The sequence below is a fragment of the Ureibacillus sp. FSL E2-3493 genome, assembly GCF_038077515.1.
Taxonomy (GTDB): Bacteria; Bacillota; Bacilli; order Bacillales_A; family Planococcaceae; genus Ureibacillus; species Ureibacillus halotolerans.
Genome location: NZ_JBBOPK010000001.1, coordinates 1,910,293 through 1,925,619 on the forward strand (window position 1 = coordinate 1,910,293; position 15,327 = coordinate 1,925,619).

The following is a 15,327-nucleotide window of genomic DNA, read 5'->3' on the forward strand; positions in this document are numbered from 1 at the left end:
AACCTTTCACTCATATTAAATACATATTTTTTAGTTGATAGTAGGAAAAATGTTCCACAGCAAACTACATCATACTTTGTAATGAAATAATACTTATATGTAACGTTTCTTTACATCAATAAATCATGACTATCTATCACGCTATCCTTTTTCATTTATTAATTAATGACACTTTTGAAACTTTTCCGTTATAAATCGACAAAAAACCCTTAAAGAATGATCTTTAAGGGTTGCTTCACATTTGTAACATATGATTAATTCAAAATTTTCACTTTTACTTTTTTTCTTCCCCATTCCAAAGCTTGATTTTGGGAAGGAATGAAGACGTCTATTTTATTTCCTTTAATGGCACCACCAGTATCCCCTGCAATAGCTTCCCCATATCCTTCCACCCAAACTCTCGATCCGAGGGGAATAATATTAGGATCCACTGCGATTACTTTTTGGTTTGGGTTTGCTCTTAAATCAATTCCTATTGCGGTTGTTCCTGAACATCCTTCACAATAAGCTGTATAAGCTGTTGCTGTCACAGTCATTTCTTTTCCTGTTGATGGTTCTGGACTTGAACTTACCTTTGTGCTTTTAGATGTTTTTGTATTTGTTTGAGCCTTCTTTTCCTTTGTTGTTTTTTCTTGTTTTACTTTTGTCGTTGTTGAAGAAGCATCTGCAACAGTTGTTTTCTTACCTTCTTTGCTATTATCCTTATACAAAATCAGTTCATCACCAGGATGGATTGTGTAGTCTTTTAAATTATTCCATTCCATTAAATCCTCTAATTCAATTTGATGATTCAAAGCAATCCGGAATAGGTTGTCCCCTTCCTTTACTTTGTACGTTTCTGGTTGTGCCGCCTTATAAAACACTTTGTCTTTCTCTAAAACATCATCAAACAGTACATTTTCCAACGCATCTGTAATAATGAGTTGTTCAATGACACCATTCGTGTGCATTGCGGATTTATCTATGTCCATAGCAAAAGAATTTGTAGTAAACGAAAATACTAGAAATAAAGTTAGTAAAGCGATTTTAGACTTCATACTTAGTCCTCCTTACATTTTTTTCGAAATTTGTAATGAAATTTATGGACTAAGTACTCTCCAGGGTTTTACAGGATTATACATATTGATATAAAAATAGAAATAAAATGAAATATTTGTAACATTTGAAATAATTGCATAATCTTCGTTTATGCAATAAAAAAAGACTGATTTCATAGCAATCAACTACGAAACCAGTCTCTTAATGTGTGAACGAAATTCTGTATAAAAAAATTATTGAGCTGTATATCCACCGTCAACTGTTAATGTATTTCCAGTCATAAATGAAGAATCATCACAAGACATAAATAAAACAGCTTTAGCCATTTCTTCATCCTTACCTAGACGTTTCATCGGTGTCATAGAGCGTAATGCTTCTTTACTTTCTTCAGGAATAATTGGTGTATCAATAAAACCAGGACATAATGCATTAATACGAATATTTTGTTCAGCATATTCTAAAGCTAATGAACGAGTTAAATTAATCACTCCACCTTTTGCTGCATTGTATGCCGCTGAACCTGGAGATCCTACCCAACCATACATAGAAGCAGTGTTGACAATTACCCCACCATCAGCTTTCAAAAATTCACGAATTGCTTCACGGGCAACTAAGAACACCCCGTCTAAATCTACATTTACTGTATTTCTCCACTCAGAATATTCTAAGTCGTGGGATGAATGAACACGACCAATACCTGCGTTGTTAAAAACAACATCTACTTTTCCGAAAGTTTCAATTGTTTGTTTAAAAACGTTTGCCACTTCTTCTTCACTTGTAATATTTGCTTTTATAAATAAAGCTTCGGCGTTTTGTTCTTTTAATTCTGCCTCAAAAGCATTTCCTTTTTCTTCATTTAAATCAACAAGTACTACTTTCGCTCCTTCTTTTACAAAAAGACGAGCAGTAGCCGCTCCAATACCAGAAGCTCCACCAGTAATAACCGCTACTTTATTTTGTAATTTAGCCATGTATATACCTCCCAAATAGTTTTACAAAATAGAACCTAAAACCCATTGACTAATGGTAAATTATCCCTATGTAAAGTGTTCTATATTGTTTACAATTTCATTGTACTCTTCTCACTTCATGGTACAATCATTAATATAATTCAATGTGTTGATTACATAGACACTTTTATGCTTTGTGTTGAAATAAGGAGGATTCTAATGGCAAAAGACGATCTCCAAACAACTAGACGCCAAAATAGGACAAAAACCCATTTTAAACAAGCACTTATCGATTTGACTAAAGAAATTGGCTACCATTCGATTACCGTGAAAGATATCGTCGAATACGCGAACTATAATCGAAGTACTTTTTATGTTCACTTTCAAGACAAGGAACATTTAGCAAAAGAATTATTAGAATCAATGTTAAAAGGTTTAGAAGAAGCTGTCGGACAACCATATATTTATGGGCAAAGAGTAAATACATCCCAGTTAACGAAACCGGCTTTTCATATCGTCCATTTCATTTATGAAAATCGAAACTTTTTTGAGCTTGTCAAATATGAAAATACGTTACCTGGTCTACATACCCAGTTTCCGTTGACGATTACTAAAATATATAAAGAGCAATTTATCTTTAAAACGATTAATAATACACCTGTTAATATGGATTACTTTAAATTATATACTTCTTATGGTTTTTATGGATTACTAATGGATTGGATTACAAGTAGTTTTAGTCGATCTGAAGAAGATTTTATCAACGATATTATCGATTTAACAAAAACCCATATTTCTTCTTATGAATACATTGGTAAATAAGTAAAACACAATTTTTATAACTTGAAGAAAAGTGGTGTAAAGAAAATGAGGAGTCGAGTACATGTTATAGCCCCTTATGCCACAATGGTACCTGTCGTTAGCGAATGTTGCGCCCTCTTTCCAGAATTAATTATTCGCACATCCGTCGGCAGCTTAGAAGATGGGGTAAATATCGCTATTAAAGAAGAGTGTACGACCGATATTTTTATAAGTAGAGGTACAACTGCAAAGTTAATTAAAAATGCTGTAAAAAAACCAGTAATTGATATGCACATATCAGGATATGATTTAATTCGTTCCCTTTCATTAGCATCGAATTTAACGACTAAATCTGCCCTTATTGGCATGCAATCCATTACCCATGTCGCAAAGGCGATTATCGGTTTAATGGATATCCCTATTTCAATTTACACTGTGGAACATTTAGAAGAGATTCCCCCTTTAATTTTAGAATTAAAAAATAAAGGGTTTAAACAAATTATTGGCGATAGGCTTGTAACCCATATTAGCGAAACCTATGGACTGAAAGGATTTTTAATCCAATCAAGTAAAGAAACGATTTTACAAGCACTCGAACGGGCCAAACAGATCAATGAATACAAAAATTATGCAGATGTACCAAGTAAAATATTTGAGCAAATCGTTCAAAGTAAATATAAAAATATTGTTGTTCTTAGTAAGGAAAACCATATCATTTATGAACATTTTTCTACGTTAAATTTTACTCGTGATTTAAAGGATCATTTATACATATTGAATACAGACATGAATGATACAAAACCGAGGGCTTCAAAATTACTAGTAGTAGATAATGATGTAATTGAAATAAAAGGATATTACGTCTCAGAATTTGGATATAAACTGTTTGTATTGAAAAAATATAATCACCTTATCAATCAACACGGTTTAACTGTTCAAACCCATTCACTTCATAAGCCTGTCATTAAAGAATCGAGTTCAATACAACATGTGTACAAACAGGTAGAATTACTTTTCAAACATAAAGAACCAATTTTACTTGTCGGAGAGCAAGGTACAGGAAAAGACTTTATTTCAACTTATATTCATGAAAAACATGAAGATGGATTATTATTAACGATCGATTTTAAATATTTTGATATCAATCAATTAAATACACTTCCAATACAATATGTAAGAACGATTAAATTAAAACATTGTGAATTAATCGAAGAAGTTGAAGTTTTATCTGCATTCATTCAAAATTGTCTAGAAAAACATATTCATATGTTTGTATTATGTGAACATAATTATCAATTCGAATCCTTTGAATGGTTAAAGTGTAATAAAATTCAACTACCTACTCTTCAAGAGCGAAAAGAAGATATCGTACCTTTAATCCACTATTTTTTATCCAAATTTCATGAAGAATACGGGACAACTCCCGTTAAAATTAAAAACAAATCCCTTACTTTACTGGAAGAAACGAACTATCCATTTAATATAGATGATCTGCACTCTATCATGAAACAAATTGTACTAAACGAAAAAGACTATATAATACAACATGAAACTGTTGAAAGAATATTAAAACAACAAAGTCATTGTTTAAAACCTATTTCTTTAAAAGGCACTTTAAAAGAAATTGAAAGAGAAATTATCGAACTTGTGTTAAAGGAAGAAAATTTTAATCAATCTAAGACGGCAGAACGCCTCGGAATTAATCGAGCAACTTTATGGAGAAAGTTAAAAAATGAGGGGAATTAAAGCTTTCTAAGAACTTTACTAAAAGGTCTACCCCGTCTGCTTGAAAGAAGACAAAAATACACTTAAGTATGATAAAGAGGCTGGGACATAACTAGCTTCAAATAGTGAGAAAGGTGAATTTGAGGAAACTCAAATTCACCTTTCTCTATTTTGGTGTGTAAATTCTTTTTTTCTTTAGTTAATGGCCGTGAATTTTCTTAAATTCACAGCCATTAACGCGAGGCCCATTTCGTTTTCTACCTTCGATTTTCCTCGTACAGAAAATCGAGTGAAACGCAAATTAGCCTTCAAGAATCCAAAAACTGGTTCCACATCGATTTTGCGTCTTCGATAAATGGCACTTGTTTTCTCTTCTGAAAGCTTTGCTCTTACATATTCTTTTTGCTGTTCCCATTTTTCATTTACCATTAATTTTCGATTGTTGCCTTCTTTAGCTTTGGTACACGATGAACGGAATGGGCATCCCGAACAGTCTTCACACTCGTAAATTTTGAGCTTCCGTTGGAAGCCTGTGTGGTCATTACGGACAGAATAATATTGAAATTCAAGACGTTTTTGATTAGGACATGTATATGTATCGGTTTCTTCATCATACGTCCAGTTATCGGGATTAAATATGTTTTGTTTATACTTTTTCTTTTGTTCTTTCAAATACATACTATACGTAATAAGTGCTTCTCGTTTTCTATTCGAAAGGATATCATGAAAGTTTTGTTCACTACCGTAACCTGCATCTGCAACAATGTGTTTTGGTAACTCAAAATAATGCTGCTCAATCTCATCTAGAAATGGAATTAACGTACGTGTATCTGTTGGATTTGTATATATACTATAGGCAAGCGTATATTGACCTTCCGTTGCGATTTGTACATTATATCCAGCTTTTAATTGTCCGTTTTGCATATAATCATCTTTCATTCGCATAAACGTCGCATCTGAATCTGTCTTAGAATAGCTATTGCGTGTACCAAAGATTTCAAAGTCTCTTTCGTATTTTTGTTTACGTAGGACAAAATCAATCAACTGCTTGCGTAATTGTTTCGGGTATTTACGTTTATTTCTTAAGGCTTTTCGTTCTAGAACATCTGATGATGTTTCAATTTGTTTATCATATTCAGTTACGACATCGTCCACTTTTTGAACTAATTGAGCGAGTTCTTCCAATGATAACTGTTTATCGCTTTCACGTTGAATTTCAGGTATGATTTCACTCTCTAGTAGCTCATTGTATAGCTGGTTTGACTTTTCAATTAAATTTTGGTGATATTTTTCAATGGTTTTCTTCCAAACAAACGTAAATTTATTCGCATTTGCTTCAATTTTTGTACCATCGATAAAAATCGCTTCTTGATCAATAAGCTTTTCTTCAATCAATTGGCAACGGAATTGAACGAAACATTGACGAATTAAATCTTTCACTTCTGGTTGAATACGGAATCGGTTGATTGTACGGTAGCTTGGTTCATATCCTTGGGCTAGCCACATCATTCGGATACTGTCTTTTAATAGGGCTTCAATTTTCCGTCCTGAGAAGATAGATTGTGTATAGGCACATAAGATAATTTTAAGCATCATACGTGGATGATAGGCAGGACACCCCTCATTTCGTAGAAATGGTTCGAACGCTTCATGAGGGATACTTTCAACTAGATGATGGATATGGAAAGCAATATCATTATTTTGTAATTTTACTTCTAAATCTAAAGGCAAAACGAGTTGATTCATGTTATAATCTTTAAACATAAGGATCCTTCTTTCTGTATAATTTTGTTGTGGTGACTTAATTTTATCAGAAGTGGTCCTTATTTTTTATTTAAAATAATCAAAGCCGGTGAAATTTTACTTATCGTAAAATTTCACCGGCTTTTCATTTCAGAGGTGGGTTTTGTCCCAGCCTCTTTATTTTAAACTACTTAATTTAGTAAATCTGTATCACTAATAGGGAAAATATAAATACCTTGAATAGATTCGTAATTATAATATCTTTGAACAAATTTTGCCTGGTACATATATTCCATCAGACAAATTTCATTTTCATCGGCACCACATAAAACTCCAGAAATACTTAACCCATTTTTAAATGCTACGCCAATCGGCTGACCAATTAATAGTTTGATTTTATCAAGCATCGATTAGCCCCCTCCTTCTTCTAAATTATGAAAAAAGGGAAGCCCATCCTTGTGCGATTGTTCTTATTAAAAAAATAATCCCGTTCTAAATGAACGAGATATTATCATTTATTTCTTTTTCGTTCCGCGCATTAATTTTTCGAAACGTTCCATCATCGGGTCGACTTTTGGAGTAAATTTATAAGGATTTTTCTCTATAGCAAACTCTTCAATTGGTTTTGCTTGAGTATAAACACTTATTTTTTCACTCGCAGATGCAGTAGGGTCATTAATGATGCTTTCTTTTGCACCATCAAAGTGGGGCGTTGATTCAACATGTTGATTATCATTTCTTGGCATTCTAGTCATCTCCTTTGATGTTTCCTTTAATATGAATAGAAAGGAGATGTTTTATACGAGAAAACAAAGATTTTCTCTATTTTTCTAACAATTGATACACAAAAATGTCAACATTCATTCATCATATTTCCAATATAAAAAGGAAAAAATAAAAATATTTTAATAAATGCTTTGACATGTTACTAAAAATGAGGTAAATTACCAAAGGGCGAACATTATTGCCTATATTAATAAAAAATATTCGTGATTTAGGGGTGTGTGTAAAATGGATAACGTATTTGATTATGAAGATATTCAACTAATACCAAATAAATGTATAGTAAGCAGCCGTTCAGAATGTGATACTTCTGTTATGTTTGGCGGATATAAATTTAAATTACCTGTAGTTCCTGCAAATATGCAAACGATCATCGATGAATCTATTGCAATTAAATTAGCAGAAAATGGCTACTTTTATATTATGCACCGTTTTAATCCTGAAACTCGTGCCGAATTTATTCGAAACATGCATTCTCGTAAATTAATCGCATCTATTTCAGTTGGTGTAAAAGCAGAAGAATATGCATTTATTGAACAATTAGCGGTAGAAGATTTAATTCCAGAATTTATTACAATTGATATTGCCCACGGACATTCAAACGCAGTTATTGAAATGATTAAACATATTAAAACTCATTTACCTCAAAGCTTTGTTATTGCTGGTAATGTTGGAACACCTGAAGCAGTCCGTGAACTTGAAAATGCTGGTGCAGATGCTACTAAAGTCGGTATCGGGCCAGGTAAAGTATGTATTACAAAAATTAAAACTGGATTCGGTACAGGTGGTTGGCAATTAGCTGCTTTACGTTGGTGTGCAAAAGCTGCAACAAAACCAATTATTGCTGATGGCGGAATTCGAACACATGGTGATATTGCGAAATCTGTTCGTTTTGGCGCTTCCATGGTCATGATTGGTTCCCTATTTGCAGGTCACGAAGAGTCTCCTGGTCAAACAGTCGTAAAAGACGGAAAAATGTATAAAGAATATTTCGGTTCAGCATCTGAGTTCCAAAAAGGCGAAAAGAAAAACGTTGAAGGAAAAAAAATGTACGTGGAACATAAAGGTTCTTTAATGGATACTTTAGTTGAAATGGAACAGGATTTACAATCATCGATTTCTTATGCTGGTGGAAACAAACTTGATGCTATTCGTACAGTTGATTATGTAGTCGTGAAAAATTCCATCTTTAATGGAGATAAAGTATATTAATAGATAGTAAATAAAAAACTCGAAGAAATACATCATTTCTTCGAGTTTCATTTTAACTCATTATTTTTTCAACTTGTTCTTTATATTTTTCATACCATTTTTCCCACTCATTTTCTGGATAATGAATGAATTGCTTATTAACGACATCACTAAAGTGTAGTAAACAAACATGCCATCCTGCTAAATCCTTAGGCGTATGATTCGTGATCTCTGAAATGATTTGTTTCATTATTAATTGTGTCCCTTTGTTCTTCGGTTGTATTGCAAAGCGTACGATATCGTCCCCCCATTCAAAGGCTAAAACCCTGCCCTCTTCAAAATCGGTAATCGTAATATCTTCAACATTTCCGGACCCATCGTGAAAATGAAATTTAATATGGCCACCTTTACCTAAGTTCGTTATTTCTAGATGATGCATCCATAATTTCAATTTTTCATTGTTTGTTAATACATCCCAAACCTCTTCTTGTGATGATGAAAAGATTCTATCATATTCTGCTATCGTACCGTTTTCACTTTTATATAATGATGCTATCAAAAAATTCTCCTCCTTATTAGGTAATAGTTGAATTTTAGGATAAAAGTAAAAAATGGCTACTTACATTTCAAAGCCATTTATTAACTCTTTATATCATTGAAATTACAAGTAAATTCTTTAAGGGAGATTAAGATTTAACTTCCACTTCTTCCTCACCCCAATAAAAAGTGAAATGATTAAAAGGATAAATTCGCATTTTAGACTCTCCCAATACAGCATCAATGGATATTAATCCATAATGTCTACTATCAAAGCTTGTTAAGCGATTGTCACCTAGAACGAATAAATACCCTTCTGGTACAGTTTTTTCACCGGTATAATCTTCTAAAGTAAAATTTTCAGTTACTCTTCTTTGAAAGGGATTATCAGTTTCGCGATTCACATAGGGTTCTTCATACTCAACACCGTTTACGATTAAAATATCTTCTTTCATTTCTACCGTATCCCCAGGTAAACCTATTACTCGTTTAATATAGTATTCATCTTCTACTGGAGATTTAAATACGATGTGATCGAATCGATTAATTTCGCTAATTTTACTTACAATAATAACATCTTTATTTTCATAAGTCGGTACCATAGATGCCCCTTTTACAACAATTGGGGAGAAAAGAAATTCTCTACAAATAAAAGAAATAACGATACCGAATAATATTGCGACTAGCCAAGACATAAACTCATTTTTATTCTTTTCTTCTTTCTTCATTCCCAATATCCCCTCCTTAAATAAAGTCTATCTAATTTTTGAAATGGGATATTAAAATATGTTCACCCGGAACCTAATCCCTTTATTTATTTACATGTATGCTTACTAATATCTGCTCATTCAAAGGATAAATGGCTTTTACTTGTTTTAAGTATGTTGGACGATTTCTTTTAATGCTAGCCATGTACGATTTTGTTCTTTTTGTATTGACACAGGTCGATCATAAAATGTTGACAAATTCTCCTCCGTTAACAAATTTTCTGATAAACCTTGCTCAAACACTTCTCCATGTTTTAATAACAATGTATGGGAGAAGCATGGTAACACTTCTTCTACATGATGTGTCACATAGATGAGTGTTGGACAATCTTCTTGAGTAGATAGATGTTCAATTAATTGAAGAAGTTGTTCTCTCATTATAATATCCAAACCATTACAAGGTTCATCGAAAATAAGAAGTTTTGGTTGAGCCATTAATGCTCTTGCGATTAAAACTTTTTGACGTTCTCCTTGTGATAATGTTCCATATTCATCCTCTTGCAAATGATTGCATTGCAATAGTTCCATATAATGTTCCGCAAGTTGAATATCCTTTTTTTCAACCGCTTCCCATAAACCTATAGATGCAAATTTGCCACTTAACACAACACTTAAAACACTTTCAAAAGGTTGAATTTGTTGTTGTAATGAAGCACTAACAAGTCCGATATCTTTCCGTAAATCGGGTAAATACGTTTTACCAAAAAGTTGACCGAACACTTCAACTTGCCCAGTCGTTGGATGTAAGTAACCATTTAATACATTTAGTAAGGTCGTTTTTCCAGAACCATTTAGACCTAAAATAGACCAATGTTCCCCCTTTTGAACTTCCCAAGATACATCCTTCAAAATCACCTTTTTATTTTTAATTACAGTGACATCTTTTAAATGAATCATGAAATCCTCCTAATCACTAAAGTTGTACATTGAATTTATTATCGGTGCTCTTTGACCGTTGGTATATGAAAGTAATTCTTGTTGTACATCTTTTCAAAAAATAGCCAAACAAATATGTATTCAAACTTGTTGCATCCATATTTTCTAACTATTTATTTTAATACTTCCGAACATTGAATAACATAAAAAAATAAAAAATGAAGGAGATACTTACATTCCCCTCCATTTTTATTCATTACTTATTCAATTGCATCCATTTCATAAAATTCTCAACTACTGAATCAAGAAATTGTACAGTACCTTCATCTGTTATATTTCCTTCATCATCCATTTTCGTATGAACAGCCCCGATATATACATCATTTCCAATTAAAACTGGAGATGAAAGCCCGATGGCAAATAATATATCTCGTAAGTGCATTTGAGCTTTTGCAGTACCTAAATTCCCCATTGACGCACCCATGATCCAAGAAGGTTTACCGATCATCACTTTATCTACCCTCGAAAGCCAATCAATTGCATTTCCTAAAACGCCAGGAATGGATGAATTATATTCTGGAGTTATCCATAATACAGCATCGGCATCCTTCACTTTCTGTTTAAATGCTACGACTTCTTGTGGAGGATTTTCTTCAATATCTTGATTGTACATTGGAATATCATTTAATGTTAAAATTTCCAAATCAAACTTTTCTGCATACCGTTTTTGAACAAATTGTGCCAGTTTTTTATTATAAGAATCTTTTCGAATACTACCAACGATTGCTGCTACTTTCATTCTTTTTCCCTCCATTGTAACGTTCTAAATTATTTTCTACAGTTTATTTATTTTCATGCTAATATAATGAACCATTATGTAAAAGAAATTGTTAAATCCCTATTTACGTCATGTAAATAGGGATTGTTAGATTATTTATTTCGAACTGTTTGAAGAGCAGTACTCCACGCAACGACTTGATCTAACATGTCATTTACAGATTGAACTTGTACTTCTTTCGGTTTAAAGACCGATCCATTTTCAAAATCAGTAAATAGAGATAATGCTGGATGAACACGAACATCAGCAATTAACAATTCACCGCAAATGCCACGTAAATGTTCTGCCGCTCTTGCTCCACCTACTGAACCATAACTTACGATTCCTGCAGCCTTATTATTCCATTCATCTCGAAGAAAATCGAGGGCATTTTTTAAAGCACCTGTTATCGAATGATTATACTCCTGTACGATAAATACAAAGCCATCACAACCACTAATTTTAGCAGACCATTGGGCAGCACCTGATGCATCACCGCCTGGTTCACCTAAAAACGGTAATTTATATTCAGCAATATCGATAATTTCATACGTTGCATCACCACGTGAATCACCTATTTTCTTAACCCACTCACCAACTTGCGGACTCACTCGGCCTTCCCGTGTACTTCCTAAAATAATACCGATGTTCAACATTTCATTACCTCCATTTTCATTTAAATTAAATAAGATTTTTCTCAATTCGGTAAGCAAATATAACTTTGCATATGAACTACAATAAATCCTTTGATAGAAAATTCCCCTGTTATTTTCTCCAAAATAATGAAATGTAATCACTTTTTGAATTGAAATAAAATTCTTATTATTATGCATTATAACTAATTTTTTCTATGGAAGGTAATAACTTGTTTCAGCAAATAATTAATCGTTTTAAAGTTTACTTATTAAGCTGTTTTGTAAGTTTTCCATTGTATCTAGTAAACTTTGATATCCTTTTATTTCAGGAATATCCTTTCCGATAACGTGCTCTTTTCGTTCAGATGCATTTGCTAAACTCTCAAATATTAATAAATAACGAGCCATTGTCTGATCATCTAATGTAGGTCGCGAATTTAATTTTGAATATTTATCTAACAAAAATCCTAATTCCTCTAACGAATAAACAATCGGCCAATAATATTCAATCGCCCTCTTATCTTTCGGAATCTCCCCGGCTGCTGTATCATAAACGGTAATCAAATTTCCAATATTCGTTTCCATTTTATTAAACTCTATATTTTTCCCATATATTTGATAAATCTCTTTACCTGAAAATAATGCATAAAATACTTGTCCTTGACTTCGAATCGTTTTGGCAATTAAATGAGGGAGTCTACTTGATGCAGATTTTCTACCTATTAACCATACGCCAATTAAACCGATTGCAATCCCAATGACTACATCAATTAATCGAGCCGTTGCAAAATATGTAAACGCATAATGCCCATTCGAACCTGCTTCTGCCATAATTAAAGCATTTGGCGTAAAAAATAAAGCAGCTAAACCGTAATTTTTGACGATAAATAATTCAGTAATAAATGTTAAAAGAAAAACGAGAAAGGCAATAACATATCCGGTTGGATGAAATGCGAGGATGAAACTTGCAATGATGATACCAAAAATCGTTCCAAAACTTCTTTGTATCCCTCTATGAAGAGTCGCGACAACTGTGGCACCGCTCATAACGGCAACACAAGAAAGGGGGACCCAAAAGGAGCGATTTAAATCAAACTCATAGGCAATAATTGCGGCAAGCATCGTAAAAAAGCCAAATCGTAATGAATTAATGAAAATAATCGAATTTTTATCAAAAGCACCTAATAATACCCTTTTGGCTGATGGCTTTGAAATTTCCGTTTGTTCTAATAGTTTTGTTTTAGATATTGTTAAACTATTCTTAGCCTCATTAATTTCTAAAAATAATTGAGCCATATGCTCTGTCATGTGATCTGGATGAGGTAACATCATCGTTTCTATTTCTTCAAATTTGTTGGAATCTACGATATTCGCAATGTTACGTAAAGATTGTCCAAATTCGGTTGGTAATTTTCCATCCTTATCAGTAAAATGTTCTACTGCAAATAAAAAGATTTTATTTGCATAATTATTTAAAACAAAAAGGTGATTGAAAACATTCGTTCTTTCACAAGGAATATAACCCGAAGCCAGCGTCTGACTAGCTTCCTTTAACGTAGCCATAACCGTATGTTGCGCATCATTTTCCTTTTGTGTACCAATGGCATCTAAAAAGTTAGCTAATTGAATATAGGATCTTTTCACAATTCTTCTTTCTGGACCGTGGGGATTGAAAAACCATCCGCTCATTGCAATGATCCATGAAAATAGGCCACCTAAAAAGGATAAACCAGCTCTCGTAAATGCTTCATCAGGTGCTATTGGCATCCCTGTTGTCATCGCAAATATGAGCACAAAAAATATCGCTGAAGGACCAATTAATCGAAATGCTCCAAATATAAATAATCCGGTTGCCCCAATAAGCCCCATTACAATAGCTGAAATAATTGGATAAGGAGCTAAAATCGTCCCTAAAAATACACATAACGTAATCGCTAAAATACACCATGCTAGTTTTTTTGCTAATTGGACATAAGGTATTGGAAAAACATATAAATAAGTGAAACCACCTAACCCTGCGAGTAAACCATACTCTAAACTTCCAAATAACAACCCAACTGCAATTGGCAACCCTGCAGCCAAACCCGCCAAAAACGCCTTTAACCATGGGAACGGTTTTTTATTAACGGTTAAAGCTTGTTTAAAAATCGAAGGACCATTGATCGTGTTCCCCATGACAATTCTCTCCTTACATTAAAAATAGCATACAAATTATATTTCCCGAATCCATAAATAGATAATCAGCAGGTTAAATACCTGATGACGATTATGAATAGAAAAATCGCTCCTACTTTGATAGAGGAACGATTGATACACTATTTATTATATCACAATGAATTCCTTCACCTTTCAATTTGTATACAATTAGAAAAGACGGTAAAAACTTATGCAATTCATGATAGAATATAGAAAATGGAGGTATATATATGCAGGACGTAAAACAAATATATTATCATTTTCTAGAACATCATGACTGGAAAGTGTACATAGCTTGTACCGTTAAGGGGCTTTGTTACGTAGGAACTGAGCATTCTTCAATGAACGAATTAGTTTCTTGTTGTAGAAAACAGTTTCCGAATTGCGACATTATTGAAAATGAAGAAAAGTTAACTCCATATAAAAATGAGCTGATTGAATACTTCGAAGGCAAAAGAACTTCCTTTTCCTTTCCCTTCGATATTAGAGGTACTACTTTTCAAATGGCAGTTTGGAAGGCATTACAGGAAATCCCTTTTGGCCAATCCAGATGTTATTCAGATATTGCCTTTAAAATTGGTAATCCGAAGGCAGTTCGAGCAGTTGGTACTGCTATCGGATCAAACCCTGTAGCTATCGTAATCCCCTGCCACCGAGTATTAGGTAAAAACGGTACTTTAACCGGATTTAGTGGTGGGCTAGATATAAAAGAAAAACTATTAAATCTTGAAGGAATCACTTATAAGCCATAGTTTCGTTCTGTAAAAAGAAAAAGCAGTGCAAACTTGCACTGCTTTTGACTAATCGATGATATATCCATTTTCATCTCTTTGTTCATTATAATCAAATGTTTTTGGCTTACGTACAAAGCACATAATCGCTGCAATAATTAATAAAATTCCTGAAATCGAAACGACACCTGATAAAACGGCTGCAATGATAAATAAAATTCCTGCCAGTCTTGCATTTTGATTTACTTTAACAGCCCCAATAATTGCCAATACAATTGCGATAATTATAACTACGACTACTAACCAACCAATCGTATTCATAATAGCCATAACATCATCCATAATTTCCATACCATATACTGGGTCGTATCCGTTTATACTTGCATCTTCATAAATCGAATTCTCAAACTCAGTTTGGAAAGCTGGATCCTCAACAATCATTTTACTTATAAATAACATGAAAATTAAAAACCCTACACCTATTACATTTAAAACAGCAGACACAATACTTAATATTCTTTCACCAGTTCTTTTCAT

At 33.0% G+C, this 15,327-nt stretch carries 16 protein-coding genes; 4 read left to right on the forward strand and 12 right to left on the reverse strand.

All coding sequences use genetic code 11. The features are described 5' to 3' along the window. Positions 1 to 254: 254 nt before the first annotated feature. Positions 255 to 1,037: a 3D domain-containing protein gene (locus tag MHH69_RS09745; protein WP_122972719.1), complete on the reverse strand. Its 783-nt coding sequence runs from the start codon at positions 1,035 to 1,037 to the stop codon at positions 255 to 257. A 234-nt stretch (positions 1,038 to 1,271) separates the two neighbouring features. Further along, the gene (locus tag MHH69_RS09750; protein ID WP_122972718.1) at positions 1,272 to 2,009 is read right to left on the reverse strand and encodes an SDR family NAD(P)-dependent oxidoreductase; all 738 of its coding nucleotides are present in this window, start codon (positions 2,007 to 2,009) and stop codon (positions 1,272 to 1,274) included. Positions 2,010 to 2,207: 198 nt separating this feature from the next. Here MHH69_RS09750 and MHH69_RS09755 point away from each other — a divergent pair, with 198 nt between their 5' ends. Together MHH69_RS09755 and MHH69_RS09760 are read left to right on the forward strand one after the other, a co-directional pair. Next, positions 2,208 to 2,810 (forward strand): TetR/AcrR family transcriptional regulator, encoded by a 603-nt coding sequence (locus MHH69_RS09755; protein WP_122972717.1) that lies wholly within the window; start codon positions 2,208 to 2,210, stop codon positions 2,808 to 2,810. 45 nt (positions 2,811 to 2,855) lie between these two features. Then, a complete protein-coding gene (locus MHH69_RS09760) occupies positions 2,856 to 4,535 on the forward strand; it encodes a PrpR N-terminal domain-containing protein (protein WP_341362225.1) in 1,680 nt (559 codons plus the stop codon). Between the two features lie 174 nt (positions 4,536 to 4,709). On the opposite strand, the gene MHH69_RS09765 is transcribed toward MHH69_RS09760, so the two are convergent. The 3 genes from MHH69_RS09765 to MHH69_RS09775 form a co-directional block, all read right to left on the reverse strand. After that, positions 4,710 to 6,278: an IS1182 family transposase gene (locus tag MHH69_RS09765; RefSeq protein ID WP_169187918.1), complete on the reverse strand. Its 1,569-nt coding sequence runs from the start codon at positions 6,276 to 6,278 to the stop codon at positions 4,710 to 4,712. 170 nt (positions 6,279 to 6,448) lie between these two features. After that, positions 6,449 to 6,664 carry a hypothetical protein gene (locus MHH69_RS09770; RefSeq protein ID WP_122973753.1) on the reverse strand — a complete coding sequence of 72 codons (216 nt, stop codon included), beginning with the start codon at positions 6,662 to 6,664 and terminating at the stop codon, positions 6,449 to 6,451. A gap of 108 nt (positions 6,665 to 6,772) precedes the next feature. Next, the gene (locus MHH69_RS09775) at positions 6,773 to 7,003 is read right to left on the reverse strand and encodes a hypothetical protein (RefSeq protein ID WP_341362226.1); all 231 of its coding nucleotides are present in this window, start codon (positions 7,001 to 7,003) and stop codon (positions 6,773 to 6,775) included. Positions 7,004 to 7,268: 265 nt separating this feature from the next. On the opposite strand from MHH69_RS09775, the gene guaC reads away from it, so the two are divergent. After that, the gene (gene guaC, locus MHH69_RS09780) at positions 7,269 to 8,252 is read left to right on the forward strand and encodes a GMP reductase (protein WP_341362227.1); all 984 of its coding nucleotides are present in this window, start codon (positions 7,269 to 7,271) and stop codon (positions 8,250 to 8,252) included. Between the two features lie 52 nt (positions 8,253 to 8,304). Here the strand turns inward: guaC and MHH69_RS09785 are convergent, their stop codons facing one another. From MHH69_RS09785 to MHH69_RS09810, 6 genes are all read right to left on the reverse strand, one after another. Continuing rightward, positions 8,305 to 8,790 (reverse strand): SRPBCC family protein, encoded by a 486-nt coding sequence (locus MHH69_RS09785; RefSeq protein ID WP_341362228.1) that lies wholly within the window; start codon positions 8,788 to 8,790, stop codon positions 8,305 to 8,307. A 127-nt stretch (positions 8,791 to 8,917) separates the two neighbouring features. Further along, a complete protein-coding gene (lepB, locus tag MHH69_RS09790) occupies positions 8,918 to 9,496 on the reverse strand; it encodes a signal peptidase I (protein ID WP_122973311.1) in 579 nt (192 codons plus the stop codon). 147 nt (positions 9,497 to 9,643) lie between these two features. Next, complete coding sequence (locus MHH69_RS09795; RefSeq protein ID WP_122973312.1) at positions 9,644 to 10,432, reverse strand: ABC transporter ATP-binding protein; 789 nt, start codon at positions 10,430 to 10,432, stop codon at positions 9,644 to 9,646. A 235-nt stretch (positions 10,433 to 10,667) separates the two neighbouring features. Further along, a complete protein-coding gene (locus tag MHH69_RS09800; protein ID WP_122973313.1) occupies positions 10,668 to 11,210 on the reverse strand; it encodes an NADPH-dependent FMN reductase in 543 nt (180 codons plus the stop codon). Between the two features lie 131 nt (positions 11,211 to 11,341). After that, positions 11,342 to 11,884, reverse strand: a complete 543-nt coding sequence (locus tag MHH69_RS09805) for an NADPH-dependent FMN reductase (protein ID WP_122973314.1) — start codon at positions 11,882 to 11,884, stop codon at positions 11,342 to 11,344. Between the two features lie 234 nt (positions 11,885 to 12,118). Next, positions 12,119 to 14,038, reverse strand: coding sequence for an FUSC family protein (locus MHH69_RS09810; protein WP_341362229.1), 1,920 nt, complete (start codon positions 14,036 to 14,038; stop codon positions 12,119 to 12,121). 251 nt (positions 14,039 to 14,289) lie between these two features. On the opposite strand from MHH69_RS09810, the gene MHH69_RS09815 reads away from it, so the two are divergent. Continuing rightward, positions 14,290 to 14,811: a methylated-DNA--[protein]-cysteine S-methyltransferase gene (locus MHH69_RS09815; protein WP_341362230.1), complete on the forward strand. Its 522-nt coding sequence runs from the start codon at positions 14,290 to 14,292 to the stop codon at positions 14,809 to 14,811. A gap of 48 nt (positions 14,812 to 14,859) precedes the next feature. Here the strand turns inward: MHH69_RS09815 and MHH69_RS09820 are convergent, their stop codons facing one another. Beyond that, a complete protein-coding gene (locus tag MHH69_RS09820; protein WP_341362231.1) occupies positions 14,860 to 15,327 on the reverse strand; it encodes a DUF4064 domain-containing protein in 468 nt (155 codons plus the stop codon).

Excerpts from the sequence above, each read along its gene's own strand:
- MHH69_RS09815 (WP_341362230.1), top strand. The coding sequence starts at position 14,290 with ATGCAGGACGTAAAACAAATATATTATCATTTTCTAGAACATCATGAC.
- MHH69_RS09805 (WP_122973314.1), bottom strand. The coding sequence starts at position 11,884 with ATGTTGAACATCGGTATTATTTTAGGAAGTACACGGGAAGGCCGAGTG.
- MHH69_RS09765 (WP_169187918.1), bottom strand. The coding sequence starts at position 6,278 with ATGTTTAAAGATTATAACATGAATCAACTCGTTTTGCCTTTAGATTTA.
- MHH69_RS09755 (WP_122972717.1), top strand. The coding sequence starts at position 2,208 with ATGGCAAAAGACGATCTCCAAACAACTAGACGCCAAAATAGGACAAAA.
- MHH69_RS09820 (WP_341362231.1), bottom strand. The coding sequence starts at position 15,327 with ATGAAAAGAACTGGTGAAAGAATATTAAGTATTGTGTCTGCTGTTTTA.
- MHH69_RS09775 (WP_341362226.1), bottom strand. The coding sequence starts at position 7,003 with ATGCCAAGAAATGATAATCAACATGTTGAATCAACGCCCCACTTTGAT.
- MHH69_RS09770 (WP_122973753.1), bottom strand. The coding sequence starts at position 6,664 with ATGCTTGATAAAATCAAACTATTAATTGGTCAGCCGATTGGCGTAGCA.
- MHH69_RS09745 (WP_122972719.1), bottom strand. The coding sequence starts at position 1,037 with ATGAAGTCTAAAATCGCTTTACTAACTTTATTTCTAGTATTTTCGTTT.
- MHH69_RS09800 (WP_122973313.1), bottom strand. The coding sequence starts at position 11,210 with ATGAAAGTAGCAGCAATCGTTGGTAGTATTCGAAAAGATTCTTATAAT.
- MHH69_RS09810 (WP_341362229.1), bottom strand. The coding sequence starts at position 14,038 with ATGGGGAACACGATCAATGGTCCTTCGATTTTTAAACAAGCTTTAACC.
- lepB (WP_122973311.1), bottom strand. The coding sequence starts at position 9,496 with ATGAAGAAAGAAGAAAAGAATAAAAATGAGTTTATGTCTTGGCTAGTC.
- guaC (WP_341362227.1), top strand. The coding sequence starts at position 7,269 with ATGGATAACGTATTTGATTATGAAGATATTCAACTAATACCAAATAAA.
- MHH69_RS09750 (WP_122972718.1), bottom strand. The coding sequence starts at position 2,009 with ATGGCTAAATTACAAAATAAAGTAGCGGTTATTACTGGTGGAGCTTCT.
- MHH69_RS09760 (WP_341362225.1), top strand. The coding sequence starts at position 2,856 with ATGAGGAGTCGAGTACATGTTATAGCCCCTTATGCCACAATGGTACCT.
- MHH69_RS09795 (WP_122973312.1), bottom strand. The coding sequence starts at position 10,432 with ATGATTCATTTAAAAGATGTCACTGTAATTAAAAATAAAAAGGTGATT.